At 65.9% G+C, this 24,425-nt stretch carries 25 protein-coding genes; 5 read left to right on the top strand and 20 right to left on the bottom strand.

Going from position 1 to position 24,425, the window contains the following annotated elements; translation table 11 throughout:
- Positions 1-13: 13 nt before the first annotated feature.
- On the bottom strand, positions 14-3,526 hold the full coding sequence (smc, locus tag J2W36_RS05300; protein ID WP_307688634.1) for a chromosome segregation protein SMC: 3,513 nt from the start codon (positions 3,524-3,526) through the stop codon (positions 14-16).
- Between the two features lie 215 nt (positions 3,527-3,741).
- Between smc and J2W36_RS05295 the strand changes: the two genes are divergently transcribed.
- From J2W36_RS05295 to bla, 3 genes are all read left to right on the top strand, one after another.
- The gene (locus tag J2W36_RS05295) at positions 3,742-4,179 is read left to right on the top strand and encodes a hypothetical protein (protein ID WP_307688633.1); all 438 of its coding nucleotides are present in this window, start codon (positions 3,742-3,744) and stop codon (positions 4,177-4,179) included.
- Between the two features lie 108 nt (positions 4,180-4,287).
- A complete protein-coding gene (locus J2W36_RS05290) occupies positions 4,288-4,980 on the top strand; it encodes a P-loop NTPase family protein (RefSeq protein ID WP_307688632.1) in 693 nt (230 codons plus the stop codon).
- A 69-nt stretch (positions 4,981-5,049) separates the two neighbouring features.
- Positions 5,050-5,916 (top strand): class A beta-lactamase, encoded by an 867-nt coding sequence (gene bla, locus J2W36_RS05285; RefSeq protein ID WP_307688631.1) that lies wholly within the window; start codon positions 5,050-5,052, stop codon positions 5,914-5,916.
- A 22-nt stretch (positions 5,917-5,938) separates the two neighbouring features.
- Here bla and J2W36_RS05280 read toward each other — a convergent pair whose 3' ends face one another.
- From J2W36_RS05280 to J2W36_RS05245, 8 genes are all read right to left on the bottom strand, one after another.
- A complete protein-coding gene (locus J2W36_RS05280; protein ID WP_307688630.1) occupies positions 5,939-6,436 on the bottom strand; it encodes a disulfide bond formation protein B in 498 nt (165 codons plus the stop codon).
- Positions 6,433-7,527 carry a sulfate/molybdate ABC transporter ATP-binding protein gene (locus J2W36_RS05275; protein WP_307688629.1) on the bottom strand — a complete coding sequence of 365 codons (1,095 nt, stop codon included), beginning with the start codon at positions 7,525-7,527 and terminating at the stop codon, positions 6,433-6,435. The genes J2W36_RS05280 and J2W36_RS05275 overlap by 4 nt, the downstream gene beginning before the upstream one ends.
- 16 nt (positions 7,528-7,543) lie before the next feature.
- Positions 7,544-8,449 carry a sulfate ABC transporter permease subunit CysW gene (cysW, locus tag J2W36_RS05270; RefSeq protein ID WP_307688628.1) on the bottom strand — a complete coding sequence of 302 codons (906 nt, stop codon included), beginning with the start codon at positions 8,447-8,449 and terminating at the stop codon, positions 7,544-7,546.
- Complete coding sequence (cysT, locus tag J2W36_RS05265; protein ID WP_307688627.1) at positions 8,449-9,339, bottom strand: sulfate ABC transporter permease subunit CysT; 891 nt, start codon at positions 9,337-9,339, stop codon at positions 8,449-8,451. The genes cysW and cysT overlap by 1 nt, the downstream gene beginning before the upstream one ends.
- Positions 9,340-9,457: 118 nt before the next feature.
- Entirely contained in the window at positions 9,458-10,462 is a 1,005-nt protein-coding gene (locus J2W36_RS05260; protein ID WP_307688626.1) for a sulfate ABC transporter substrate-binding protein, read from the bottom strand.
- The gene (locus J2W36_RS05255) at positions 10,459-11,046 is read right to left on the bottom strand and encodes an RBBP9/YdeN family alpha/beta hydrolase (protein ID WP_307688625.1); all 588 of its coding nucleotides are present in this window, start codon (positions 11,044-11,046) and stop codon (positions 10,459-10,461) included. The genes J2W36_RS05260 and J2W36_RS05255 overlap by 4 nt, the downstream gene beginning before the upstream one ends.
- Positions 11,043-11,684: a peroxiredoxin gene (locus J2W36_RS05250; RefSeq protein WP_307688624.1), complete on the bottom strand. Its 642-nt coding sequence runs from the start codon at positions 11,682-11,684 to the stop codon at positions 11,043-11,045. Before J2W36_RS05250 ends, J2W36_RS05255 begins: the two co-directional genes overlap by 4 nt.
- A 108-nt stretch (positions 11,685-11,792) precedes the next feature.
- Positions 11,793-12,737, bottom strand: a complete 945-nt coding sequence (locus J2W36_RS05245; RefSeq protein ID WP_307688623.1) for a LysR substrate-binding domain-containing protein — start codon at positions 12,735-12,737, stop codon at positions 11,793-11,795.
- A gap of 160 nt (positions 12,738-12,897) precedes the next feature.
- On the opposite strand from J2W36_RS05245, the gene J2W36_RS05240 reads away from it, so the two are divergent.
- A complete protein-coding gene (locus J2W36_RS05240; RefSeq protein WP_307688622.1) occupies positions 12,898-13,533 on the top strand; it encodes an FMN-dependent NADH-azoreductase in 636 nt (211 codons plus the stop codon).
- Between the two features lie 24 nt (positions 13,534-13,557).
- Here J2W36_RS05240 and J2W36_RS05235 read toward each other — a convergent pair whose 3' ends face one another.
- The 5 genes from J2W36_RS05235 to J2W36_RS05215 all read right to left on the bottom strand — a co-directional run bounded on the left by J2W36_RS05235 (position 13,558) and on the right by J2W36_RS05215 (position 17,699).
- Complete coding sequence (locus J2W36_RS05235; protein ID WP_307688621.1) at positions 13,558-14,112, bottom strand: NADPH-dependent FMN reductase; 555 nt, start codon at positions 14,110-14,112, stop codon at positions 13,558-13,560.
- 128 nt (positions 14,113-14,240) lie between these two features.
- The gene (gene epsC / locus J2W36_RS05230; protein WP_307688620.1) at positions 14,241-15,176 is read right to left on the bottom strand and encodes a serine O-acetyltransferase EpsC; all 936 of its coding nucleotides are present in this window, start codon (positions 15,174-15,176) and stop codon (positions 14,241-14,243) included.
- Positions 15,177-15,319: 143 nt separating this feature from the next.
- Entirely contained in the window at positions 15,320-16,147 is an 828-nt protein-coding gene (locus tag J2W36_RS05225) for a MetQ/NlpA family ABC transporter substrate-binding protein (protein ID WP_307688619.1), read from the bottom strand.
- Positions 16,148-16,180: 33 nt separating this feature from the next.
- On the bottom strand, positions 16,181-16,843 hold the full coding sequence (locus J2W36_RS05220) for a methionine ABC transporter permease (protein ID WP_307688618.1): 663 nt from the start codon (positions 16,841-16,843) through the stop codon (positions 16,181-16,183).
- Positions 16,836-17,699 carry a methionine ABC transporter ATP-binding protein gene (locus J2W36_RS05215; protein WP_307688617.1) on the bottom strand — a complete coding sequence of 288 codons (864 nt, stop codon included), beginning with the start codon at positions 17,697-17,699 and terminating at the stop codon, positions 16,836-16,838. Before J2W36_RS05215 ends, J2W36_RS05220 begins: the two co-directional genes overlap by 8 nt.
- A gap of 230 nt (positions 17,700-17,929) precedes the next feature.
- Here J2W36_RS05215 and J2W36_RS05210 point away from each other — a divergent pair, with 230 nt between their 5' ends.
- Positions 17,930-18,739, top strand: a complete 810-nt coding sequence (locus J2W36_RS05210) for a MetQ/NlpA family ABC transporter substrate-binding protein (RefSeq protein ID WP_307688616.1) — start codon at positions 17,930-17,932, stop codon at positions 18,737-18,739.
- Between the two features lie 21 nt (positions 18,740-18,760).
- On the opposite strand, the gene J2W36_RS05205 is transcribed toward J2W36_RS05210, so the two are convergent.
- From J2W36_RS05205 to ssuD, 6 genes are all read right to left on the bottom strand, one after another.
- Positions 18,761-20,104 (bottom strand): LLM class flavin-dependent oxidoreductase, encoded by a 1,344-nt coding sequence (locus J2W36_RS05205; RefSeq protein WP_307688615.1) that lies wholly within the window; start codon positions 20,102-20,104, stop codon positions 18,761-18,763.
- A 194-nt stretch (positions 20,105-20,298) separates the two neighbouring features.
- Positions 20,299-20,514 carry a TOBE domain-containing protein gene (locus J2W36_RS05200; RefSeq protein ID WP_183026473.1) on the bottom strand — a complete coding sequence of 72 codons (216 nt, stop codon included), beginning with the start codon at positions 20,512-20,514 and terminating at the stop codon, positions 20,299-20,301.
- Between the two features lie 35 nt (positions 20,515-20,549).
- Positions 20,550-21,386 carry an ATP-binding cassette domain-containing protein gene (locus tag J2W36_RS05195; protein WP_307688614.1) on the bottom strand — a complete coding sequence of 279 codons (837 nt, stop codon included), beginning with the start codon at positions 21,384-21,386 and terminating at the stop codon, positions 20,550-20,552.
- Entirely contained in the window at positions 21,383-22,348 is a 966-nt protein-coding gene (locus J2W36_RS05190; RefSeq protein WP_307688613.1) for an aliphatic sulfonate ABC transporter substrate-binding protein, read from the bottom strand. Before J2W36_RS05190 ends, J2W36_RS05195 begins: the two co-directional genes overlap by 4 nt.
- Positions 22,349-22,365: 17 nt before the next feature.
- Positions 22,366-23,241 (bottom strand): aliphatic sulfonate ABC transporter permease SsuC, encoded by an 876-nt coding sequence (gene ssuC / locus J2W36_RS05185; RefSeq protein ID WP_307688612.1) that lies wholly within the window; start codon positions 23,239-23,241, stop codon positions 22,366-22,368.
- 2 nt (positions 23,242-23,243) lie between these two features.
- Positions 23,244-24,413 (bottom strand): FMNH2-dependent alkanesulfonate monooxygenase, encoded by a 1,170-nt coding sequence (ssuD, locus tag J2W36_RS05180; RefSeq protein ID WP_307688611.1) that lies wholly within the window; start codon positions 24,411-24,413, stop codon positions 23,244-23,246.
- Between the last annotated feature and the right edge of the window lie 12 nt (positions 24,414-24,425).

The following is a 24,425-nucleotide window of genomic DNA, read 5'->3' as shown; positions in this document are numbered from 1 at the left end:
GACCGCTCCCGCTTCAGGCGTCGACCATCGAGGCGGCCGACTCCATGTCCACCGCCACGATGCGCGAGACGCCCTGCTCCTGCATGGTCACACCAATGAGTTGCTCGGCCATTTCCATGGCGATCTTGTTATGGCTGATGAAGAGGAACTGGGTTTCACGGCTCATGGCGGACACGAGTTTGGCATAGCGCTCTGTGTTGGCGTCGTCCAGCGGCGCATCGACCTCGTCAAGCAGGCAAAAGGGCGCAGGATTGAGCTGGAAGATGGCGAACACCAGCGCAATCGCGGTGAGCGCCTTCTCGCCGCCCGACAGCAGATGGATTGTCTGGTTCTTCTTGCCAGGCGGCTGGGCCAGCACCTGCACGCCGGCATCGAGGATTTCGTCGCCCGTCATCACCAGCCGCGCATTGCCGCCACCGAAAAGCTCGGGGAACATGCGGCTGAAGTGCTCATTGACGATCTTGAAGGTGCCGCCGAGCAGCTCGCGCGTCTCGCCGTCGATCTTGCGGATGGCGTCCTCCAGCGTGCCGATGGCCTCGTTCAGGTCGGCCGACTGTGCGTCGAGGAAGGTCTTGCGCTCGCGCGCGGATTCCAGCTCGTCGAGCGCTGCAAGGTTGACCGCACCGAGCGCTGCCACCTCGCGGTGCAGCCGGTCGATCTCTCCCTGCAGGCCGCCCAGGCGCACCTTGTCGGTCTCGATGGACAGCGCCAACGCTTCGAGGTCGGTGCCGGCGTCGGTCAGCAGCTGATCGTATTGCTCCACACCCAGTCGTGCGGCCTGCTCCTTGAGCTGGAATTCGGTGATGCGCTGGCGCAGCGGATCGAGCTCGCGTTCGAGCTGCAGGCGCCGCTCGTCGCTGGCACGCAGCTTGAGCGTGAGGTCATCGTACTGACTGCGGGCGGCGCCCAGCGCCGTTTCACGGTCGAGCTTGAGCGCCAGCGCGTCCTGCAGTCCGCCCTGGGCCGCTGCGTCGGACAACCGGCCGAGTTCGGCGACTGCGCGCTCCTGCTCGTCGGCCAGCGCCACGGCCTGCTGCGATGCGGTGTCGATCGCGCGGCCGAGTTCGGCACGGCGCGCCTCGACCGAGCGCTGCGTGAAGGTTGCCTCCTGCGCCTTTCGCTCGAGGCTGCGATGCTGCTCGCGGCTGGCCGCCAGCGCACGGCCGGCTTCGATCACGCGCTCGTCGAGCTGCGCATGCCGCTCCTGGCTGTCTGCGAGCTGCAGGTCGAGCTCTTCGAAACGCCCTTCGGCGGCGATGCGGCGCTCCTGAATGTCTTCGAGCTGCGCATCGACCTCGGCCAGATCGGCCTCCAGCTGCTGGCTGCGGGCCCGCGTCTGCTCGGCGAGCTGGTTCAGGCGCATCGACTCGACCTCCAGGGCATGCGAGCGCGACTGTGTCTCCGCCGCCTCCCTGCGCACCTGCACCAGCCGCTGCGCCGCCTCGGCGTAGGCCGCCTCGGCCCGCACCAGACCGGCTCGCGCTTCTTCGTTGAGCAGCGTCTGGGCACGCAACTGGCGGCCCAGGTTTTCCATTTCCTGCTGCCGCGCGAGCAGGCCGGCCTGCTCGGAATCCTGCGCGTAGAAGCTCACGCTGTGCGCAGACACGGCATGGCCGCTCTGCACATAGATCACTTCACCGGGCTGGAGCTGCCCGCGCTGGGCCAGTGCTTCCTCGAAGCTGCCGGCCGTGTAGCAGCCGGTGAGCCAATCGGTCAGCAGGGCCTGCTGGCCCGCATCGCTCAGTCGCAGCAGGTCGGCCAGACGCGGCAGTGCGCTGGCGCCCGGCAGTGCGCCGGCCACCGGTGGGCTGTAGAAGGCGAGTTTGGCCGGCGGCGCATCGTTGCCGAACGCGCGGACCATGTCCAGGCGCGACACCTCGAGTGCGCCCAGGCGCTCGCGCAAGGCCGATTCCAGCGCATTTTCCCAACCTTGTTCGATGTGGATGCGGCTCCACAAGCCCTGCAGGCCCTCCAGCCCGTGCTTGGCCAGCCAAGGCGCGAGCTTGCCGTCGGTCTTGACTTTTTCCTGCAGCGCCCTGAGCGCGTCGAGCCGGGCCGACAGCTCGGCCTGGCGCGCGCCTTCGGCGTTGACGGCCTGCTGACGGGTGCGCCGGTCATCGTCGAGTTGCGGCACCGATTCCTGCAGGTCCTGCAGCCGCGCGTCGGCCTCTTCAGCCGCTTCCCGCGCGGCGGCGGCCTGCGCCTGCAGGTCGCGCAATTGAGCTTCGTCGGGTGCGGCCAGCGCATTCCGGTCGCCCCGCAGACGCTCGCTGCGCTGGGTGAACTGGCGGCTCAGTTCTTCAATGTTGCGCTGGTCGGCCGCCAGCACCTGGATCTGCTGCTGCACCTGCACGACCTTCGTGCGTTGTGCGTTCGCCTCGTCCTGCGCGCGTTGCTGGGCGTCTTCCAGCTCGGGCAGGCGCGCCTCGTACTCTTCGATCTGCGCGGCCAGCAGTTCGGCCTGCTCTTCGGCATCGAAGCCCTGGCCAGCCAGCGTTTCGAGCTCCGTTTCGGCATCCTGGCGACGCGTGCCCCACTGGCCGATCTGCTCGCGCAGTTGCACCATGCGCTGCTCCACACGCTGCCGCCCTTCGATCACGAAGCGAATCTCGGCCTCCAGCCGGCCGACTTCGGCGCTGGCTTCGTAGAGCTTGCCCTGCGCCTGGTTGACCTGGTCGCCGGCCGCGTAATGGGCCTGGCGGATTTTCTCGAGATCGGCCTCGATGTGGCGCAGGTCGGCCATGCGCGACTCGAGGTCGTTGACGGCCTTGTCGGCGTCTGCCTTGATCCGCGCCTGGTCCGCACCGCTCTCGGCGCGCTTGAGGAACCACAACTGGTGCTGCTTGGTTGTCGCGTCGGCCTGCAGCGCGTTGTAGCGCTTGGCGACCTCGGCCTGCTTTTCCAGGCGCTCGAGGTTGGCGTTGAGTTCGCGCAGGATGTCTTCGACGCGGATCAGGTTTTCGCGGGTGTCACCCAGGCGGTTCTCGGTCTCGCGGCGGCGCTCCTTGTATTTGGAGACGCCGGCGGCCTCCTCCAGGAACAGGCGCAGTTCCTCGGGCTTGGATTCGATGATCCGGCTGATCGTGCCCTGGCCGATGATGGCGTAGGCGCGCGGGCCGAGGCCGGTGCCCAGGAACACGTCCTGCACGTCACGCCGGCGCACCGCCTGGTTGTTGATGTAGTAGCTGCTGGTGCCGTCGCGCGTGAGCACGCGCCGCACGGCGATTTCGGCGAACTGCGACCACTGGCCGCCCGCGCGGTGGTCGGCGTTGTCGAACACCAGCTCGACGCTGGACCGGCTGGCCTGCTTGCGCGTGGTCGTGCCGTTGAAGATCACGTCCTGCATCGACTCGCCACGCAGTTCGCTGGCGCGCGACTCGCCCAGCACCCAGCGCACGGCGTCCATGATGTTCGACTTGCCGCAACCGTTCGGCCCCACCACGCCCACCAGCTGGCCTGGCAGGAGGAAATTGGTGGGTTCGGCGAACGACTTGAAGCCCGAAAGCTTGATGGAATTAAGACGCACGAGGGGTCGTTCCGTCCTGGCTTGAATGCCAAGGTATTGATTTGTAAGGAAAATTGCACAGTCTCACGACTGCCACCCGAGGCCGTGATGATAACGTGCGCCGCATGCGCGCTTCCCTTGTCCCCCCTGTTCCACTTGCACCGACATGCGGCGAGACGCACCGGTTCTCTCGAAGCCGCATCCCTTTCGTCACAGCGTTTGCCGGGGCTGCCGTCGTGGCCCTGCTGTCGGGCTGCGCCGCCCCCCACGAGACTCGCCGTGCCGAGCCCTATGCGAGCCACGAGTGGCTGCAGTCCAGCGCCAACCGCATCGCCAACCTGTCGCTGCGCGAGGCCAATGGTGGTACCTGGGAGCAGACCGTGCTCGACGGCGTGAATGCCGAAAACAGCTACCGGGCGGCGCGCAACATCGAAATCTCCCTGTGGCTGATCGGCTCGCGCACAGCGCCCGACGGCCAGCCGCTCCTGCTTTCCACGGAAATCAGCGACCGGGGCCGCAACCTGGTCGTCGACCGCGAGCTCTCCAAGGTGGTCGCGCGGCTCGACCTGCTGGCTGCGCAGGCCGACGAGAAATACCGACGGGCCGCGCTGGACTTCAGCCAGGGCTGGCTGTTGGGCAGCCTCGGGCCTTTCCTGCAACTGGCGAAGCCCTGAAGGGCTACCGGAGCCGCGCGGCGGCCGCGTTCTTTCAGGAAAGTTTCACGGCACGCGACCTAGAATGAAATCCACCTTCGTTTCTCCTCTACTTCATCCAGGGTCTTCATGAGCTCCATCAATTTCATCGGCGGCGAAAAAGGCGGCGTTGGCAAGTCGGTCACCGCACGCGTGCTGGCGCAGTATTTCATTGACCACAACCGTCCATTCACCGGTTTCGACACCGACCGCTCGCACAGCTCGTTCACCCGGTTCTACGAGGGCTACGCCTCGCCGGTCGTGGTCGACAGCTTTGAAGGGCTCGACACCATCGTCAACGGCTTCGAATCGAACCCCGAACAGAACGTGATCGTCGACTTGGCCGCGCAGACGCTCGCGCCGCTGGCACGCTGGATCAAGGAATCGGAACTGCTCGATGTGTTCGACGAACTCGGCGTGGCGGTTAACTTCTGGCATGTGCTTGACGACGGGAAGGACTCGAGCGAACTGCTCGGCACGCTGATCGACACCTTCGGCGCGCGGCCGAACTACATCGTGGTGCAGAACTATGGCCGCGGCAGCGACTTCGGCATGCTGCTCGCATCGCAGTCGCTCGCCAAGGCGACCTCCGCAGGTGCCCACGTCATCACGCTGCCGCGCCTGCACGAAGCCAGCATGCGCAAGATCGACGCCAACAACACCAGCTTCTGGAAGGCTGTCAACGACCGCCAGGGCGAACACGCGCTGGGCCTGCTCGAACGCCAGCGCGTGAAGTCGTGGCTGGCGACGACCTACGCGGCGTTCGATACGCTGCCGCTCTGAGTCGGGCCTCCCCCTTCCACTGCCACCATGGCCGTCTTGGCCCTGAACGACCGGACGCTTCCATCCCGCATGCAAAGACGACGATTTTCCATCGCCCTCGGCGGCAGCATCGCTGCCTTGGCTTGCGGGGCCCGGGCGGGCGATGCGCCAGACGCCGTGCTGCAACACATTGAAGCCGCCAGCGGCGGCCGGCTGGGCGTGAGCATCCTGGACACGGCAAGCGGCCGGCATGTCGGCTACCGCGCCGACGAGCGCTTTCCGATGTGCAGCACCTTCAAATGGCTGGCCGCAGCGCTGGTGCTCCAGCGCGTGGACGCAGGCCAGGAACAGCTGGCGCGGCCGGTCGCCATCGAGGCCGCCGCCATCCTCGCGCATTCACCGCTGACCGAACCCAACGTCGGCAAGCGAATGACGATGGGCGCCCTCTGCAAGGCCGCCATCGTGCAAAGCGACAACGCGGCCGCCAACCTGGTGCTGGCGAGCTTCGGCGGCCCACCCGCACTCACTGCGTTTGCCCGGTCCTTGGGTGACGACGTGACGCGGCTCGACCGAACGGAGCCCACGCTCAACGCAGCCGAGCCCGGCGACCCGCGCGATACCACCTCGCCCGCGGCGATGCTCGGCCTGATGCGTCAGGTGCTGACCGGCCACGCGCTCCAACCGGCCTCGCGCGAACAGCTGCTCGACTGGTTGCTGCTCAACGAAACGGGCGGCGACCGCCTGCGCGCGCGCTTGCCCGCAGGCTGGAAGATCGGCGACAAGACCGGCGCGGGCGCCCATGGCACCCACAACGACGTGGGCATCATCTGGCCGCCCAGCCGGCCACCCTGGCTGGTCTGCGCCTACCTGACGCAGACGAAGGTGCCGCTCGCACAGCGCAATGCCACGCTGGCAACCGTCGGCGGCCTGCTGGTCGACCTGGCGCAAGCCGCCTGACGCTGCGGCAAAGGGCGTGCGCTCAGCGCGCGCGCCGGACGATCAGGCCGATCAAGAGCAGCGCGAAGCCAACGAAGCAGATGAACGACCAGTTCGCGATCGACAGGCCCAGGAAGGTCCAGTCGACCTGCGAGCAATCGCCGCCGCCACGAAAGATCATCGGCAGCGCGCGTTGGAGCGGGAAGGTCTCGATCATTCCATAGAGGTCACGCCCGCAGGACATGACTTCCGGCGGATACCACTGCAGCCAGCTCTGCTGGGCCGCGGTGTAGGCGCCTCCAGCGGCAGCGACCAGCGCGAGGACCGCGCCGGTCTGCCGCAAGCCCCGTCGCGCCGACAGGCTGCCGACGATGGCAAACACCGCAACCAGGATCAGTGCGTAGCGCTGGACGATGCACATCGGACAGGGCTCGAGCCCCACCACATGCTGGAGATACATACCGAACGCCAGCATGGCGACGCAGACCAGCGCGATGAGCGCCAGGGCACGTCGAGGCGCGCCAAAATACCAATTGATCAAGGAGAAACCCAATCTTCCACGAAGACCCTGGCCTTGCGCGGCGTGGCGACCACAGTGTCGCCCTCGCTCAAGCCCAGTTCCCGGAACTGTTGCGCAGGGAGTTGCGCTTCGATGATGGTTCCGGAGCCTGGATTATCTGGATTCGATTCGACCGGTTCAAGTTCCAGCCGCGCGATCGGTCCGACCACGATGGCCCGCGTGAGCTTGGCGACGATGCCGCTCGCGCCGGGTGCGTAGCGTTCGACCGCCACGTCGTGCGGACGCACGTAGGCGAGCGCCCTGCTGTCCTTGACCTGGCCATGCTCGGGCGCATCGATGCGAATGCCCTCGACCTGCACCTCGCCGTCCCGGGCGCGGCCGTGGAACAGGTTCACGTCACCCAGGAAGCCGTAGACGAAGGGGCTTGCCGGATGGTCCCACACGTCCTGCGGCGAGCCGACCTGCTCGATCTGGCCCTTGTTGATGACGACCACACGGTCGGCCACTTCCAGCGCCTCTTCCTGGTCGTGCGTGACGAAGATCGAGGTCACATGCAGTTCGTCGTGCAGCCGACGCAGCCAGCGGCGCAGTTCCTTGCGCACCTTGGCATCGAGCGCGCCGAAGGGCTCGTCGAGCAGCAGCACCTTCGGCTCCACGGCCAGCGCGCGTGCCAGCGCGATGCGCTGGCGCTGGCCGCCTGAGAGTTGCGACGGATAGCGGTCGGCCAGCCAGTCGAGCTGCACCAGCTTGAGCAGCTCGGTGACCTTCTGCTTGATCTGCGCGTCCGAGGGGCGCTGGCTGCGCGGCTTCACGCGCAGGCCAAAGGCCACGTTCTCGAACACCGTCATATGGCGAAACAACGCGTAGTGCTGGAACACGAAGCCGACCTGGCGCTCGCGCACATGCACGTCGGTCGTGTCCTCGCCGGAGAACAGGATGTTGCCCGCGTCGGCCGTCTCCAGCCCCGCGATGATGCGCAGCAGCGTGGTCTTGCCGCAGCCCGACGGGCCGAGCAGCGCGACCAGTTCGCCCGACGCGATGTCGAGGTTGACGTTGCGCAGGGCCTGAAAGTCGCCGAACTGCTTGCTGATGTTGCGGATTTCGATGCTCATGTCTTGTTCTTTCTCTTCAGGCAACCGTCGCGGGTGTCGGCGGCCGCTCAGGCGGCAGGTCGGCAATGGCCTTCATTTCACGCTCATGGCGCCACTCGATCACCGACTTGATCACCAGCGTGACCAGCGCCAGGATGGCCAGCAGCGACGCCACAGCGAAGGCAGCCACCGACTGGTACTCGTTGTAGAGCACCTCGACGTGCAGCGGCATCGTGTTGGTCTGGCCGCGGATGTGGCCGGAGACCACCGACACCGCGCCGAATTCGCCCATCGCGCGCGCATTGCACAGGATCACGCCGTACAACAGACCCCACTTGATGTTGGGCAAGGTCACGCGCCAGAAGGTCTGCCAGCCGGTCGCACCCAGCACGATCGCAGCCTGCTCCTCGTCCGTGCCCTGGGCCTGCATCAGCGGCACGAGTTCGCGCGCGATGAAGGGAAAGGTCACGAACACGGTCGCCAGCACGATGCCGGGCACGGCAAAGATGATCTTGATGTCGTGCTCGGCCAACCAGGGGCCGAACCAGCCCTGTGCACCGAACACCAGCACGTAGATCAGGCCCGCCACCACCGGCGACACCGCGAACGGCAGGTCGACCAGCGTGGTCAGCAGCGCCTTGCCGCGGAACTCGAACTTGGCGATGGCCCAGGCCGCAGCCACGCCGAACACCAGGTTCATCGGCACGGTGATGGCCGCGACGATCAGCGTCAGGCGGATCGAACTCCAGGCGTCGGGCTCCTTGAGCGCCTCGACATAGGCGCCGAAGCCCTTGCGCAGCGCTTCGGTAGCCACTGCAGCGAGGGGCAGCACGAGAAACAGGAACATGAAGGCGAGCGCCAGGCCAATGAGCGTGCGGCGCACCCATGGCGACTCGGTAGTGCCGGCCCTGGCGCGACGGGCGGTGCGATGGTTGTCGCTCATCAGTTGCCTCCCGAGCGGCGGCGCTGCCAGCCTTGCAGCGCGTTGATGACGAGCAGCATGGCGAACGAGATCACCAGCATGACCAATGCGACCGCCGTGGCACCCGCGTAGTCGTATTGCTCGAGCTTGCCGATGATGATCAGCGGGGTGATCTCGGAGATCATGGGCATGTTGCCCGCGATGAAGATCACCGAGCCATACTCACCGATGGCGCGGGCGAAGGCCATGGCGAAGCCGGTCAGCAGCGCCGGCATGATCGACGGCAGGATCACCTTGACGAAGGTCTGCAGGCGGGTGGCGCCCAGGCTGCTTGCCGCCTCCTCCAGCTCGCGCTCAGTGTCCTCGAGCACCGGCTGCACCGTGCGCACCACGAACGGCAAACCGATGAAGATCAGCGCGATGACGATGCCCGCCGGCGTGAACGCCAGCTTGATGCCGTGGGGCTCCAGGAACTGGCCGATCCAGCCGTTGCCCGCCAGCAGTGCGGTCAGCGAAATGCCGGCCACGGCCGTGGGCAATGCAAATGGCAGGTCGACCAGCGCGTCGACGATTCGCTTGCCTGGGAACTGATAGCGAACCAGCACCCAGGCCACGAGCAGGCCGAACACGAGGTTGACCAGTGCCGCCAGCAGCGAAGCGCCGAAGGTCAGGCGGTACGAGGCCATCACGCGCGGCGAGGTCACTGCGCTCCAGAAGTGCGACCAATCCAGCGTGAAGGTCTTGAAGACCAGCGCCGACAGGGGAATCAGCACGATCAGGCACAGGTAGAACACCGTGAAGCCGAGCGTGATGTTGAAGCCGGGCAGGACACGCTTGGAAGCGCCTCGTCCTGCCGGACGCGAAAGCGGCGCTGCCGCGGACGACAGCGCCGAAGAAGCAGCACCACTCATGATTCAGTACGACTTATTCGGGAAATACCGCGGAACCGGCTTTGCCGGGTCGCTGGTATTGCCCCCGGCGAGGGGGTAGGCGCAGCGACACGAAGTGCGCGAAGACGGGGGGAGGACATTATTTCGCGCCAGGGGTGTAGAGCTTGTCGAACTGGCCGCCGTCGTTGAAGTGCACCTTCTGTGCTTCCCCCAGGCCGCCGAACAGTTCCTGCACGGTGAACAGCTGCACCGGCTTGAAGGTGCTGGCGTACTTCTTGAGCACGGCAGGCGAACGCGGACGCAGCGCATGCTTGGCCGCAATCTCCTGGGCTTCGTCCGAATACAGGTAGTCGAGGTAGGCCTTGGCCAGCTCGCCGGAGCCCTTCTTGTTGACCGTGCGTTCAACCACAGCCACCGGGTTCTCGGCCAGCACGCTGATCGACGGGTACACCGCGTCGACCTTGCCGGCGCCGAACTCGCGGTCGATCGACAGCACTTCGGATTCGAAGGTGATCAGTGCATCGCCGATGTTGCGCTGAAGGAAAGCGGTCGTCGCGTCGCGGCCGCCGCGCGCGAGGATCGGCACGTTCTTGAACAGCTTGCCGACGAACTCGGCCGCCTGCGCGTCGGTACCACCCTTCTTCTTGACGTAGCCCCACGCAGCCAGATAAGCGTAACGGCCGTTGCCGCCGGTCTTGGGATTGACCACCACGACCTGCACGCCGGGCTTGATCAGGTCGTCCCAGTCCTTGATGCCCTTCGGATTGCCGTTGCGCACGAGGATCAGCATGGTCGAGGTGGTCGGCGATGCGTTGTCGGGAAACTTCTTCGTCCAGTCCTTGGCGACCACGCCGGCACCGGCCAGAAAGTCGATGTCGGTGGAAGTGTTCATGGTGACCACGTCGGCGTCCAGCCCGTCGGCCACGGCACGTGCCTGGGCGCTGGAGCCGCCATGCGCCTGATCGATCTTCACGTCCTTGCCGGTCGTCTTCTTGTAGTGGGCGACGAAGGCCGGGTTGTAGTCCTTGTAGAACTCGCGCGCCACGTCATAGGAAGCATTCAGCAACGTGCTGGTCTGCGCCACGGCAGCAGAGCCCGCCACGAGGGCGAGGCCGGCGAGAAGGATCTTGGTCTTGGAAATCATGAGCTAGCCAAAGGTTCGAGGGAATCGGTGCGCGCCGCCGTCAGAATCGGCGCATCGCGCAAGGATGGGTACAGCGACTGGAGCAGTGCCAGGCCCAGCGGCCAGTCGCCGTGCCCCGAGTCGACGTTGATGTGACCCGCATTCTGCATGCGGACGAATTCGCTGCCCCATGCGCGGGCATAGGCACCAGCGAGCCGCACGGGGCAGAAGGGGTCGTTGGTGCTGGCCACCACCACGCTCGGGTAAGGCAGCTTTTCGTAGGGCACGGGCGCGAAGTCCGACAGCACTGCGCGGCGCTCTGGATCGGCCGGCGCCACCAGCAACGCGCCGGCGATGCGCGCTGTCGCCTCAGCGCCCATATGCGTCGTCGCGATGCATCCCAGGCTGTGCGCCACGATCACCACCCGCTGCGGCGCGGCCAGCACCGTGCGTTCGAGTGCGGCCACCCAGGCGGCGCGCGTCGGTGTGATCCAGTCGTCCTGCACCACGCGCGTGGCCCCCGGAATGCCGTCGCACCACAGGCTTTGCCAATGGCCCGGCCCGGAATCTCGCCAGCCGGGGACGATGACGACCTGGAGGCTCACTTGTTGGGCTGCGGCGTCACGCGCAGGTAGGGGCGCACGGCGTTGAAGCCCTTCGGAAAACGCTCGGCGAGTTCAGCCGGGTCCTGGATGCTCGGCACGATCACCACGTCATCGCCGTCCTTCCAGTTGGCAGGCGTCGCCACCTTGTGGCTGTCGGTGAGCTGCAGTGAATCGATCACACGAAGGATTTCGTCGAAGTTGCGGCCGGTGCTCGCCGGGTAGGTGAAGGTGGTGCGAAGCACATGCTTCGGGTCGATGATGAACACGCTGCGCACCGTGGCGGTGGTCGAGGCGTTCGGGTGGATCATGTCGTAGAGGTCGGCCACCTTGCGATCGGCATCGGCCAGGATCGGAAAGTCGACCGTGGTCTTCTGCGTGTCGTTGATGTCTGCGATCCATTCGTGGTGCTTGCCCACCGGGTCGACGCTGACAGCGATCGGCTTGACGCCGCGCTTGGCGAACTCCCCGGAAAGCGCCGCCGTCTTGCCCAACTCGGTCGTGCAGACAGGCGTGAAATCGGCCGGATGTGAAAACAGCACCACCCACGAATTGCCAGCCCACTGGTAGAAATCGATGGGACCTTCGCTGGAATCCTGGGTGAAATTGGGGGCGATGTCGCCGAGTCTCAGTCTGGCCATGGTGATTCCTCGATGTTCGGATGGATCGGAACACCGATTGTGGAAACAACCGCTTGGATCACAAACGAATATCTACTTGTTTGGTTATGGCATTAAAGGAATAAGAGATCAACCAGGCCGCGCGCTGGAGAGTTTTTCACGGCAAGGTTCGTGCGGCTCGTCGCCGTCCAGGTGCATGGCCAGGAAATCGAGCAGCAGACGCACGGCCGGCACCAGTGCGCGCCGCGGCGGGTACATCGCGTGCGTGATGGTGGGCGGCGGCCCCCATCCTGGGAGCACCTCGACCAGCAACCCGGCCTTCACCTCTTCACGGCACATGTAGTCAGGCAGCACCGAGGCACCCACACCGCGCATGACCGCGAACTTCAAGGCCAACAGGTCGTCGACCACATAGCGCGGATGGTGTGTATGAACAAAGACGGCCTTGGCCGGCCCGGCGAGCTGCCAGCTTGAACGGCCATCTGCGGCAGACATGGCCACCGTGGGCAGCCCAGCCAGGTCCGCGGGCTGTGCCACCTTTTTTTGGCCCGCCAGCAGCGCGGGCGCGGCGACCAGCAGCCCGCGGCTCTTGCCGAAGCTGCGTGCGGCCAGGGTTGCGCTGTCCTCGATGACGGGCCGCACGCGCAGCGCGATGTCGACACCCTCCTCGACCGGATCGACCGGTCGATTGAGCGCGCGCATCTCGACGCGCACGCCCGGGTAGCGCGCCATGAACAACGGAAGGACAGGTCCCACGCTGCTTTGTGTCAGCGTGACAGGACAACTCAGCCGTACCGTCCCGCGCGGTTCGGTCTGCACCTGGGCCACGGCCTCGGCCGCAGCCTGTGCAGCATCTCGCATGGCGCTGCTGTGACGCAGGAACAGCTCGCCCGCGGAGGTGAGCGACAGGCTGCGGGTGCTGCGCTGGAGCAGTTGCACGCCCAGCCGCGCCTCCAGGTCGGCCACGCGCCGCGACAGGCGCGATTTCGGCACCCCCAGCGCCCGCCCGGCAGCGGCAAAACCGCCCCGCTCGGCCACTTCGGCAAAAAACACCATGTCGTTGAGATCCTGCACGCCGTTGCCTTCCGCCTTTGGAACTGCCCATTCGCCTCGGGATTCGATCCATGAACGGGACAATGAAACGCGATTTTAGCTACTTATCATCAATTAGACACAAAAATAGAATTCATGCCATCGGTCCCAGTGAGGGCCAGTCATCTCAAAGGAATTCATCGTGAAGCTGCTGCATATCGACTCCAGTGTCCTGGGCGCCCACTCCGTGTCACGCCAACTGACGGCCGAAGTGGTTGCGCAATGGCGCAACGCGCATCCGGACACCACCGTCGAATACCTCGATCTCGCGGCCAACGCGCCGGCCCATTTCGGCGCCGATGCCCTTGGCATCAAAGTCGGCATACAAGCCGAGCCGACGCCTGCACAGCGGGCTGAGAATGCCGTGTCGGAACAATTGATCACACAGTTCCTCGCGGCGGATGTGATCGTGGTGGGGGCGCCGCTTTACAACTTCTCGGTGCCCAGCCAGCTCAAGGCCTGGATCGACCGCCTTGCACAGGCCGGCCGCACCTTCAAGTACACCGAAAAGGGCCCGATCGGCCTGGCTGGCGACAAGACGGTGATCGTGGTGTCGACACGCGGCGGCATGTACGCGACCTCCGAAGCCGGTCAGGCGCTGGAGCACCAGGAAAGCTACCTGAAAGTCGTGTTCGGCTTTTTCGGCATCAGCGATGTGCGCATCGTGCGTGCCGAAGGTCTGGCCATGGGCGAGGCAGGCAAAACAGCCGCGCTGGCAGCCGCACGCAGCGACATCGCCGCCGTCCTGGCTGACACGCCGATCGCGCAGTCAGCCTGACGGGCGCTGGGCTCCAGCGCTCTTTCAGGCGCTGTGGGCCTTGACCCACGCCGCATAGGCGTCGACCCAGGTCTGCAGGAATTTCTGCGTCGATTCGTTGCCGACGTGGCCCTTGTCGTCGAACAGGTCGTCCTTGTTCTGGATGAAGGCCTCGGGCTGGCCCAGCGTCGGCACATCGAGGTAGGCCAACACGTTGCGCAGGTGCTGCTGCGCCAGCGCCGTTCCGATGGCGCCGACGGACACGCCGATCACGCCAGCGGGCTTCCCACCCCACACGCTCTGGCCATAGGGCCGCGACCCATGGTCGATCGCGTTTTTCAGGACGCCAGGGATCGAGCGGTTGTACTCGGGCGTGATGAACAACAAGCCTTGCGCCGCGGAGACTTCGCTCTTCAGGCGCAGCACTTCGGCCGCCTGGTGGCCATCGTCGTCCTGGTTGTAGAGCGGCAGGTCGCCGATCGCAATGTGCTCGAAAGTGAATTCAGGCGGCGCGAGATGGGCCAGCGCCAGCGCCAGTTTGCGATTGAAGGAATCCTTGCGCAGGCTGCCGACAAAAACGGCGATCTTGTACGAACTCATGGTGCGAATCTCCTGTAACGAATCAGTGGGGTACGGCGCGTGCCGGACAGCGAACGGATCATCATGGGAGCGCCCGGCGCGATGACCTGTACGCCAACGCCGCGCTTGCCTGTCGACGCAACCCGCGGCTAGCCCAGATTGGCGTCACCCAGGCACGGGTCGCCGCGCGGCGCTTTCTGCAGGCTGGCCTGTGTGACGCTGGCGCCTGCCGGCACGTCGTTCGTCACCCAGACATTGCCGCCAATGGACGCCCCCCTGCCCAGGGTCACGCGTCCGAGGATGGTCGCACCCGCATAGATCACCACGTCGTCCTCGACCAATGGGTGCCGCGGCAGCCCCTTCTGCAGATTGCCGTGCGCATCGGTCGGAAAGCGCTTGGCACCGAGCGTGACGGCCTGGTACACCCGCACGCGCTCGCCGATCACCGCGGTTTCCCCGATCACGACACCCGTGCCATGGTCGATGAAAAAACTGGCGCCGATCTGCGCGCCGGGATGGATGTCGATGCCGGTCTGCGCGTGCGCACGCTCGGCCACGATGCGCGCGAGCAGCGGCAGCTCCAGCCGGTAGAGCTGGTGCGCCAGGCGGTGATGGATCATCGCCTGCACGCCCGGGTAGCACAGCAGCACCTCGTCGACGCTGCGCGCCGCCGGGTCGCCGTGGAACGCGGCCAGCACGTCGGTGTCCAGCAGCGCGCGAATGCCGGGCAACGCCGTGGCAAAGGCGCGCACCCGCTGCTGCGCTTCGGCGCTGAGCACGGCCTGCTCGGCGAGGGTGCGGCGACGTTCGTGACGCAATTCGAGCGTTGCCTGCCCATGCAATTGGTGCAGTGCCGCGTCGAGCGTGCGAGCGACGTAGAAGTCCTCGCTTTCCTGGCGCAGGTCGGTCGGTCCGAGCCGCATCGGAAACAGCGCGCCCGTCAACGCCTGGACCACCTCACCGATCACCTCGCGCGAAGGCAACTCCCGCTCACCGCCCTCCTGCGAGCGTTGCTGCGACTCGCGCCAATCGCGCCGAACCTGATGCAGCGCAGTGACGATCTCGTCCACCTGGAATCCGGCCATCTTGTGCCTCCGTTGACTGTTGCCTGTTCCGAAAGCCCGAGCATCGCACCATTCCAAAGACTGTGCGAGGGCAAGGCAAACCGGTACGAGCAAGAAAAAGCCACCGTGAAGGTGGCTCTTGTCAGGTCGTCTCGGTGCCCCGTTTACTGCAGGAAAGCCGGCTTGGCGTAGCCCGGAAACTTGCTGTCGACCACGGCCTTGAATTCCTTCGACTGGAAGGCTTCGGCGATGTCCTTGGCCCACGGTGTGTCCTTGTCGGCACGCTTGACCGCCACCACGTTCAGGTAATGGTCCGCCGGCTTCTCCAGCGCCACGGCACCGGTCAGCTTCAGACCCGACGAGATCGCGAAGTTGCCGTTGATGATCGCGTACTCGGCATCGCCCAACGTGCGCGGCAGTTGCGCGGCTTCGAGCGGCAGGAACTTCAGCTTGCGCGGGTTCTCGGCCACGTCCTTCTCCGACGCGCGGATCGGGTCGATGCCGGGCTTGAGCGTGATCAGCTTGTTTTGCTCCAGCAGTAGCAGTGCGCGCGCCAGGTTGCTCGGGTCGTTGGGCAGCGTGACGCGGTCGCCTTCCTTGGCCTCGGCCAGGGTCTTGCGGGTGTTGGAGTACACGCCCATCGGCGCGATCGGGCCCTGCACCAGTTCGACGATGTCGAGCTTCTGGTCGGCCGCGAACTTCTTCAGATAGACCAGGTGCTGGAAGAAGTTGGCGTCCAGCGACCCCTGGGCCAGGGCGAGATTGGGCTGCACGTAGTCATTGAATTCGACCAGCTTGACCTTGTAGCCCTTCTTCTCGAGCAGCGGGACGATGCCAAACTTGAGCTGGTCGGCGTTCGAGCCGGCAGTGCCGCCGATCACCAGTTCCTTCTTGGTGGCGGGCTGAGCCTGCGCCTGGAGCGACAGGCCGCCCAGCGACAGGGCCGCGAGCGACAGGACCAGAACGGAACGGCGGAGCAAGGATGTCTTCATAGGTTCACAGAAAAAAAGAGGAAAGGAAAAAGATCAACGTTTGTCCAGGCGGCGGGCGACCGTATTCCCGACAAACTGGATCACCTGCACCAGCACGACGAGCACGGCCACCGTGAGCACCATCACATCGGTTTGGAAACGGTAGTAGCCGTAGCGGATCGCAAGGTCGCCGATGCCGCCGCCGCCCACCACGCCCGCGATGGCGGAATACGACAGGAAGCTCACCGACAAGACGGTCAGCGCCAGCACCAGACCCGAACGCGCCTCGACCACCAGCACGCGCCAGACGATCTGCAGCTCCGACGCGCCCATGGCGTGCGCCGCCTCGATCACCCCGCGTGGCACCTCGCGCAGGCACTGGTCGACCAGCCGCGCGAAGTACGGGATCGCGGCGATCGACAGCGGAACGGCAGCAGCAAGCGGGCCGATCGACGTGCCCGCGATGATGCGCGTGAACGGCACCAGCGCCACCAGCAGGATGATGAACGGGAAGGAACGCACCGTGTTCACGAGCCAGTTCAGGATCAGGAACGCGGGCTTGTTCTGCAGCGACTGGCCCGGGCCGAGCAGGAACAGCAGGATGCCCAGCGGACCGCCGATCAGCACAGCGGCCGACAGGCCGATGGCCAGCATCAGGAAGGTCTGGCCGATGGCCGTCCAGAGTTCGGGAAGGATGGGCAGGATGTTTTCAAACATAGTTCACCTCGGCCGCTCGGGCTGCGCCGGCATCCTGGGCCTCCTGGGCCTCGCGTTCGTCGCGCTCGCGGCGACGCACCAGCGCGTCGAGCTCGCGCCCGAGTGCCGACAGACGCGGCGCATCGCTTGCAGAATCGACCGCAAACCGTTCGACCACCCGGCCGTGCTCCATGATCGCCACCTGGCGGCAGAGCAGTTCGACGACCGACAGCTCGTGCGTCACGATAACGATGGTCACACCGATTTTCTCGTTGATGTCGCGCAGCGTCTGCAGCAGGGCACGCGTGGTCTCGGTGTCGAGCGCGGAGGTCGGCTCGTCGCACAGCAGCACCTGAGGACGTGGTGCGAGCGCACGAGCAATCGCCACGCGCTGTTTCTGGCCGCCCGAGAGCTGGGCCGGGTAGGTGTCGATCTTTTCGGCCAGGCCGACGAGCGCCAGGCACTCCCGCACACGCGCATCGATCTCGTTGCGCGAATGCTTGCCGTGGATCTTCAGCGCAAAGGCGACGTTGTCGAACACGCTGGCGTTTTGCAGCAGGTTGAACTGCTGGAACACCATGCCGATGTTCTGGCGCATGTCGCGCAGCTCGCTGCGCGAGAGTTGCGTGAGGTCGCGCCCGCCGACCAGCACGCGGCCCGCATCGGGCCGCTCCAGCAGGTTGATCAGGCGCAGCAGCGTGGACTTGCCAGCGCCGCTGGTGCCGATCAGGCCGAACACATCACCCTGGGCGATGTCGAGCGAGACCGAGCGCACGGCGTCGAACACCTCGCCGTTAGGGAGGGAGAAGGATTTCTGGACGGCGTCGAGACGGATCACGGGGCCATCGGCGACCGTGTCGCGGGAAGAAAGGCTCATGGGAAAGTGGTCAGGCAGAGCGCGCTCGTGGCGCGGCTGCAAAGCTGCAGGGTTGGCGAGTATGGGGAAAAGCCAAACGAAAGGGAACGAACAATTCGGCGTCTAGTTATATCCAAATATACATAAGCACTGCATGCAGGGTCCGACATATCCATATGAGGATTGCGTCGTTCCCTTTTTTGGTGCGCAATGAGACAGTCGCAACTCCTTATTTTCCCTGATTGACTTCCATGCGTATCTCTCAAGCACGCCGTACCCTGGTGCTCGCCCTTTCCGCTGCCCTGCTGACTGCCGGTGCCGCTCAGGCCCAGGACAAGAACAGCATCAAGGTGGGCGTGTCGGTCGGCAACGGCGAACAGATTTTCGAGGTCGTGAAGAAGGTCGCAGCGCGCGACGGCCTGAACGTGCAGGTGATCGTGTTCAACGACTACCAATTGCCCAATGCGGCGCTCGCCTCCGGCGATCTCGACGCGAACGCGTTCCAGCATCAGCCCTTCCTCGACAACCAGATCAAGGCGCGCGGCTTCGACCTGGTGCCGGTGGCCTTGACGATCACCGCCCCCCTGGGCTTCTACTCGCACAAGATCAAGGACATTTCGGCACTGCCCGACGGCGCCTCGGTCGGTATCCAGAACGACCCGTCCAATGGCAACCGCGCGCTGTTGCTGCTGCAGTCGGCAGGCCTGATCACGCTCAAGCCCGAGGCCGTGAAGAACAACACGGCTACACCGCTCGACGTCGTGACGAACCCGAAGAAACTCAAGCTGGTGCCGCTGGACGCAGCCCAACTGCCGCGTTCGCTCGATGACCTCGCGATCGCCGCCATCAACAACGACTACGCCGAAAAGGCGGGACTGTCCTTCACGAAGGACGCCATCCTCAAGGAAGCGCCGAAGGGACCGTATGCCAACTTGATCGCCGTGCGCCGCGCCGACAAGGACAAGCCCTGGGTACAGCGTCTGGTGAAGGCCTACCACTCGCCGGAAGTGAAGACCTTCATCGAGACCAAGTTCAATGGCTCGCTGATTCCAGCGTTCTGAACGGCGCCCCGGACGGCGCGCTCATTCGCGCGCCGGCTGGCTTTCGAAGAAGCGATTGCCCGGTCGCGGCAGCCCAAGGTTTTCGCGCAGGGTGCGGCCCTCGTAGGCGGTACGGAAGATGCCGCGGCGCTGCAGTTCGGGTACGACCTTGTCGACGAAATCGTCGAGCCCGCCGGGCAGCCACGGAAACATCACGTTGAAGCCGTCGCAGCCCTCGGTCTCCAACCATTCCTGCATCTCGTCGGCGATGGTCTGTGCGGTGCCGACAAAGGCCTGGCCGCCATAACCGCCCAGGCGCTGGGCCAACTGGCGCACCGTGAGCCCTTCGCGCAGGGCCAGGTCGATCACGCGTTCGCGGCTGCTCTGGCTTGCGTTGGTCGGAGGAATTTCAGGCAGCGGCCCATCGGGGTCGAACAGGGACGCGTCATGGCCCAGCGCGATCGACAGCGACGCGATCGCACTGTCGTAGTGCACCAGGCTGTCGAGACGGGTGCGAATGGCATGCGCCTCTTCAACGGTGTCGCCCACCACCACGAACGCGCCGGGCAAAATCTTCAGATGGTCCGGATCGCGGCCCAGCCTGCGCATGCGCCCCTTGACATCCGCATAGAAGGCCTGGGCATTGGCCAGCGTGCCGGCGCCCGCGAAGACCACCTCGGCCGTCTCGGCAGCGAGCTGGCGCCCGGCCTCCGATGCACCGGCCTGAACGATCACCGGCCAGCCCTGAACCGGCCGCGCGATGTGCAGCGGCCCGCGCACCGACAGGTGCTTGCCCTTGTGGTCGAGCACGTGGAGGCGGTCCGTGTCGAAGAACAGGCCGCTGTCGGCATCGCGTATGAAGGCGTCGTCGGCCCAGCTGTCCCACAGGCCGGTGACCACGTCGTAGAACTCGCGGGCGCGGGCATAGCGCTCGTCATGTTCCATGTGGTCGTCGCGGCCGAAGTTGAGCGCAGCGTCGGGGTTGGAGGTGGTGACGATGTTCCAGCCGGCGCGCCCTTGGCTCAGGTGGTCGAGCGACGCGAAGCGCCGCGCGATATGAAAAGGCTCGTCGAAGGTGGTGGAAGCGGTGGCGACCAGGCCGATGTGCGTCGTGTGCTGCGACAGGGCCGACAACAGCGTGAACGGCTCGAAGGAGGTGACCGTGTGGCTGCGCTTGAGCGCCTCGACCGGCATGTTGAGCAGCGCCAGGTGATCGGCCATGAAGAAGGCGTCGAAGCAGCCGCGCTCCAGCGTCTTGATGAGTTGCGTGAGGCGAGGCAGATTGAAGTTCGCATCACGCCAGGCACCGGGATAGCGCCAGGCGCCGGTGTGGATGCTGACCGGACGCATAAAGGCGCCGAGCCTGAGTTGCTTGGTGGAGGCCATGGTCCGAGGTCCTGGGAAAGATCGTTGCATTCTGCGGCGATCCTTTGAGCGAGTCCGAACGTCAAGTAAACATCCTTAGCTCAGCACAGGGCCCAAGCCAAAAACACCGCGGAACCGGCTTAGCCGGGCCGCTGGTGTTGCCCCCGGCGAGGGGGAAGGCGCAGCGACACGAAGTGCGCGAAGCCTGGGGGAGCTTAAAGTTTCGCGATCGACACCTCGGTCGACTTGACCAGCGCGACCACGTCCGACCCGGGCTTGAGCTGCAGTTCGTCGACCGAGCGCGTGGTGATCACCGAGGTGACGATGCCCCACGGTGTCTCGACATCGACTTCGGAGACGACGTCGCCGCGAATGATCTCCTTGACCTTGCCTTTGAACTGGTTGCGGACGTTGATGGCTTGGATGGACATGAAAGACTCCTAGGGTTGAAAGTGACAGATGGCAATCAGAGCGCCCAGCGCAGGGCGTGCGCGGGGCCGTCGGCCCAGCGCGTGTCGTTGGCGGGCTCGGCAGGTTCGTCCAGATCGGCACCAGGCTTCTGAAGCACGCGGTCGAGAATGCGTTTCTCGATCGCTGCGAAGGCTGGATCGCCCTGCGAACGCGGGCGTGCCAGCGCGATGTTTTCGTCGAGCGCGATGCGGCCGTCCTCGATCAGGATCACCCGGTCGGCCAGCGCGACCGCCTCCTGCACGTCGTGCGTGACCAGCAAGGCGGTGAAGCGATGGCGCTGCCACAGGTTCTCGATCAGCCGATGCATCTCGATGCGCGTGAGCGCGTCGAGCGCGCCCAGAGGCTCGTCGAGCAGCAGCAGCCGCGGGTGGTGCACCAGCGCACGGGCCAGGGCCACACGCTGGCGCTGGCCGCCAGACAGGCGCGCCGGCCATTCGTTCTCGCGGTCGGCCAGGCCGACCTGCGCGAGCACATCCCTGCCCCGCTGGCGCAGGCCCGCCGGCAGGCCGAGCGTGACGTTGTCGAGCACCCGGCGCCAGGGCAGCAGGCGCGCCTCCTGGAACATGATCCGCGTGTCGTCATGCAGGCCGGCGATGGCCTTGCCGTCCGTGTAGAGCGCGCCTTCAGACGTGGACTCCAGTCCCGCCACCAGTCGCAGGAGCGTGCTCTTGCCGCAGCCGCTGCGCCCGACGATGGCGATGAACTGGCCCGGCTCGATGGTCAGCTGTGTGTTGCGCAGCACTTCGCGTTCGCCGTAGCGCTTGTGCACGCTGCGGATCTCCAGCTTGACGCCGCCGGCAATGGCGGGGCGGTCTTCCAGTACGGCACTCATGCGTGGGCTCCCGGTTTGAACAGGTCGATGTCGAGCGCGTTGATCTTTCGGGGCAGCAGCTTTTCGGCGAAGAAGGCATCGGCGATGCGCTGCTGCTCCCTCAGGCCTTCGGCGACAGCCGGGCGCACCGCATAGCTGCGGCGGCCATTCGCCTGCTCGACCGTGGCAGCGTCGATGCCCCAGACCGGCGCGAGCAGTGCCGCCGCATCCTTGGGGCTCTGCTTGACCCACCGGCCGGCCTTTTCGAGCTCCGCGTAGATCACGTTGAGCACTTCGGGCCTCGCCTGCGCGAAGCGCGTGGCAGCCAGGTAGTAGCGCTGGTACGACGCGATCCCGGTGCCATCGGCCAGCACGCGCACCTGCGACTGGCGCTGCGCCGCCGAGAGGAACGGGTCCCAGACCACCCACGCATCGATAGCGCCTTTCTCGAAGGCGGCGCGGCCATCGGCCGGCGTGAGGTAGGCCGGCTCGATGTCCTTGAGCGACAAACCTGCCTGCTCGAGCGCAGCAATCAGCAGGTAATGCGCGCCAGCCGCCTTGGCGAAGCCGACCTTCCTGCCCTTGAGATCGGCGACCGACTTCAGCGGCGATTCAGCCTTCACCACGATGGCCTGCGCAGCCGGCGACGGTGCCTCTTGCGCCACGAAGGTGAGCTTGGCACCCGCCGCCTGCGCGAACACCGGCACGGTGTCGGCCACGTCGGCACTGAAGTCGAGGTTGTCGAGGTTCAACGCCTCGAGCAACGGCAGGCCGCTGGTGAATTCATGCCAGCTGGGTTTGACGCCCAGCGGCGCGAGTTGCCGTTCGAGCGTGCCCTGGGTCTTGAGCACCACGATCAGCGTCGACGACTTCTGGTAGCCGATGCGCACGGTCGACGACGCCTGCGCGAAGGCAGAGGCAGCGCCGAGCGCGGCCAGCGTACCGAGCGCACCGCGGCGCGTGAGGGAAAGCGATGAGGTCATGGTGTTTCTCACGGGAATCACTTGGCTTGATAGCCGGGGTGCCAGCGCAGCCACCAGCGTTCGAGTCCGCGGGCGAACAGGTCGGCGAGCTTGCCGAGCAGCGCGTAGAGCAGGATGCCGACCAGCACGATGTCGGTCTGGAGGAACTCGCGGGCGTTCATCGTGAGATAGCCGATGCCGGCCTGCGCCGAGATGGTCTCGGCCACGATCAGGATGACCCACATCAGGCCCAGCGAGAAACGCAGGCCGACCAGGATGGACGACAGCGCGCCCGGAAGGATCACCTCGCGATACAGCTGCCAGCGCGTGAGCCCGTAGGTGCGCCCCATCTCGATCAACTGAGGGTCGACGTTGCGGATGCCGTGGAAGGTGTTGAGGTAGATCGGGAAGAACACCGACACGCTGATGAGGAACAGCTTGGCCGTCTCGTCGATGCCGAACCACAGAATGACCAGCGGGATGAGCGCCAGCGCCGGAATGTTGCGCACCATCTGGATGGTCGAGTCCAGCAGCGTCTCGAAGAACTTCACCGAGCCGGTCAGCAAGCCCAGCGCGAGGCCGAGCCCGCCGCCGATCGCCAGGCCTGCCAGCGCCCTGCCCGCGCTCACCTTCACGTGCGTCCAGAGTTCGCCCGAAGCGGCCAGCGTCCAGGCGGCCTTGATCACATCGAGCGGCGCCGGCAGCACGCGCGTCGACAGCCAGCCGAGCGACGACGCGATCTGCCAGACGACAATGAGCGTGACCGGCACGAGCCATGGGATCGACCGCTGCGCGATGGAGGCACAGAGTCGTGAAATGCCGCCGAACCGGCTTTGCCGGGCCGCAGGCGTTACTCCCTGAGAGGGGGTTGGCGCAGCGACACGAAGTGCGCGAAGACTGGGGGTGTACGACATTTCTAGCTCTGGGAGACGAGACGCGATGGCGCATCGAGATTGGCGACGACTTCGCCGAACGGCCCGGTCAGCGTCTGCCCCGGCAGCCCGGGGCGCTGCTTGCGAGGCAGCAACGGGAAGACGAGTTCGGCGAAGCGGTACGACTCTTCAAGATGCGGATAGCCCGAGAGGATGAAGTTGTCCAGGCCAAGCGCGGCGTATTCCTCGATGCGCGCCGCCACCGTTTTCGCATCCCCCACCAGCGCCGTGCCGGCACCGCCGCGCACCAGGCCGACGCCGGCCCAGAGGTTGGGCGAGATCTCGAGGTCTTCGCGCTTGCGCTTGGCGCCGCCGGCATGCAGCGCGGCCATGCGACGCTGGCCGACCGAATCCATCTTGGCGAAGGCCGCCTGCGCGCGGATCACGGTCTGGTCGTCGACACGGCTGATCAGTTCTTCCGCAGCCTTCCAAGCCGCGTCTTCCGTCTCGCGCACGATGACGTGCAGGCGGATGCCGAACTTCACGTCGCGGCCCTTGCGCGCCGCCCTCGCCTTCACGTCGGCAATCTTCTTCGCGACTTCCGCGGGCGGCTCGCCCCACGTCAGATAGGTGTCGACCTGCTCGGCCGCCAGCTCATGCGCCGCTTCGGAGGAGCCGCCGAACCACACGGGCGGATGGGGCTGTTGCGTTGGCGGGAACAGCAGCTTGGCGCCCTTCACGCTCAGGTGCTTGCCCTCGTAGTCGAAGGCCTGCCCGTCGTGGCTGCGCGCGATGATCTCGCGCCAGATGCGGATGAACTCGGCCGACTGCTCGTAGCGCGCCGCATGGTCGAGGAACACGCCATCGCCCTCCAGTTCGGCCTGGTCGCCGCCCGTCACCAGGTTCACCAGCACGCGCCCGCCCGAAAGCCGGTCGAAGGTCGCGGCCATGCGCGCGGCCAGGCTCGGCTGGTGCAGGCCGGGCCGCACGGCGACCAGGAACTTGAGCTTGCTCGTCGCGCCGATCAGGCTCGACGCGATGACCCATGGGTCTTCGCACGAGCGGCCGGTCGGGATCAGCACGCCTTCGTAGCCGAGCCGGTCGGCCGCGCCGGCGATCTGCTGCAGGTAGGCCAGGTCGACCGTGCGCGCGCCTTCGGTCGTGCCGAGGTAGCGGCTGTCGCCGTGCGTGGGAAGGAACCAGAAAACTTGCATGGAAACCCTTTG

The sequence above is a fragment of the Variovorax ginsengisoli genome, from assembly GCF_030811835.1.
In the GTDB taxonomy this organism is placed as follows: domain Bacteria; phylum Pseudomonadota; class Gammaproteobacteria; order Burkholderiales; family Burkholderiaceae_C; genus Variovorax; species Variovorax ginsengisoli_C.
This window is presented reverse-complemented; position numbering and strand designations above follow the sequence as displayed.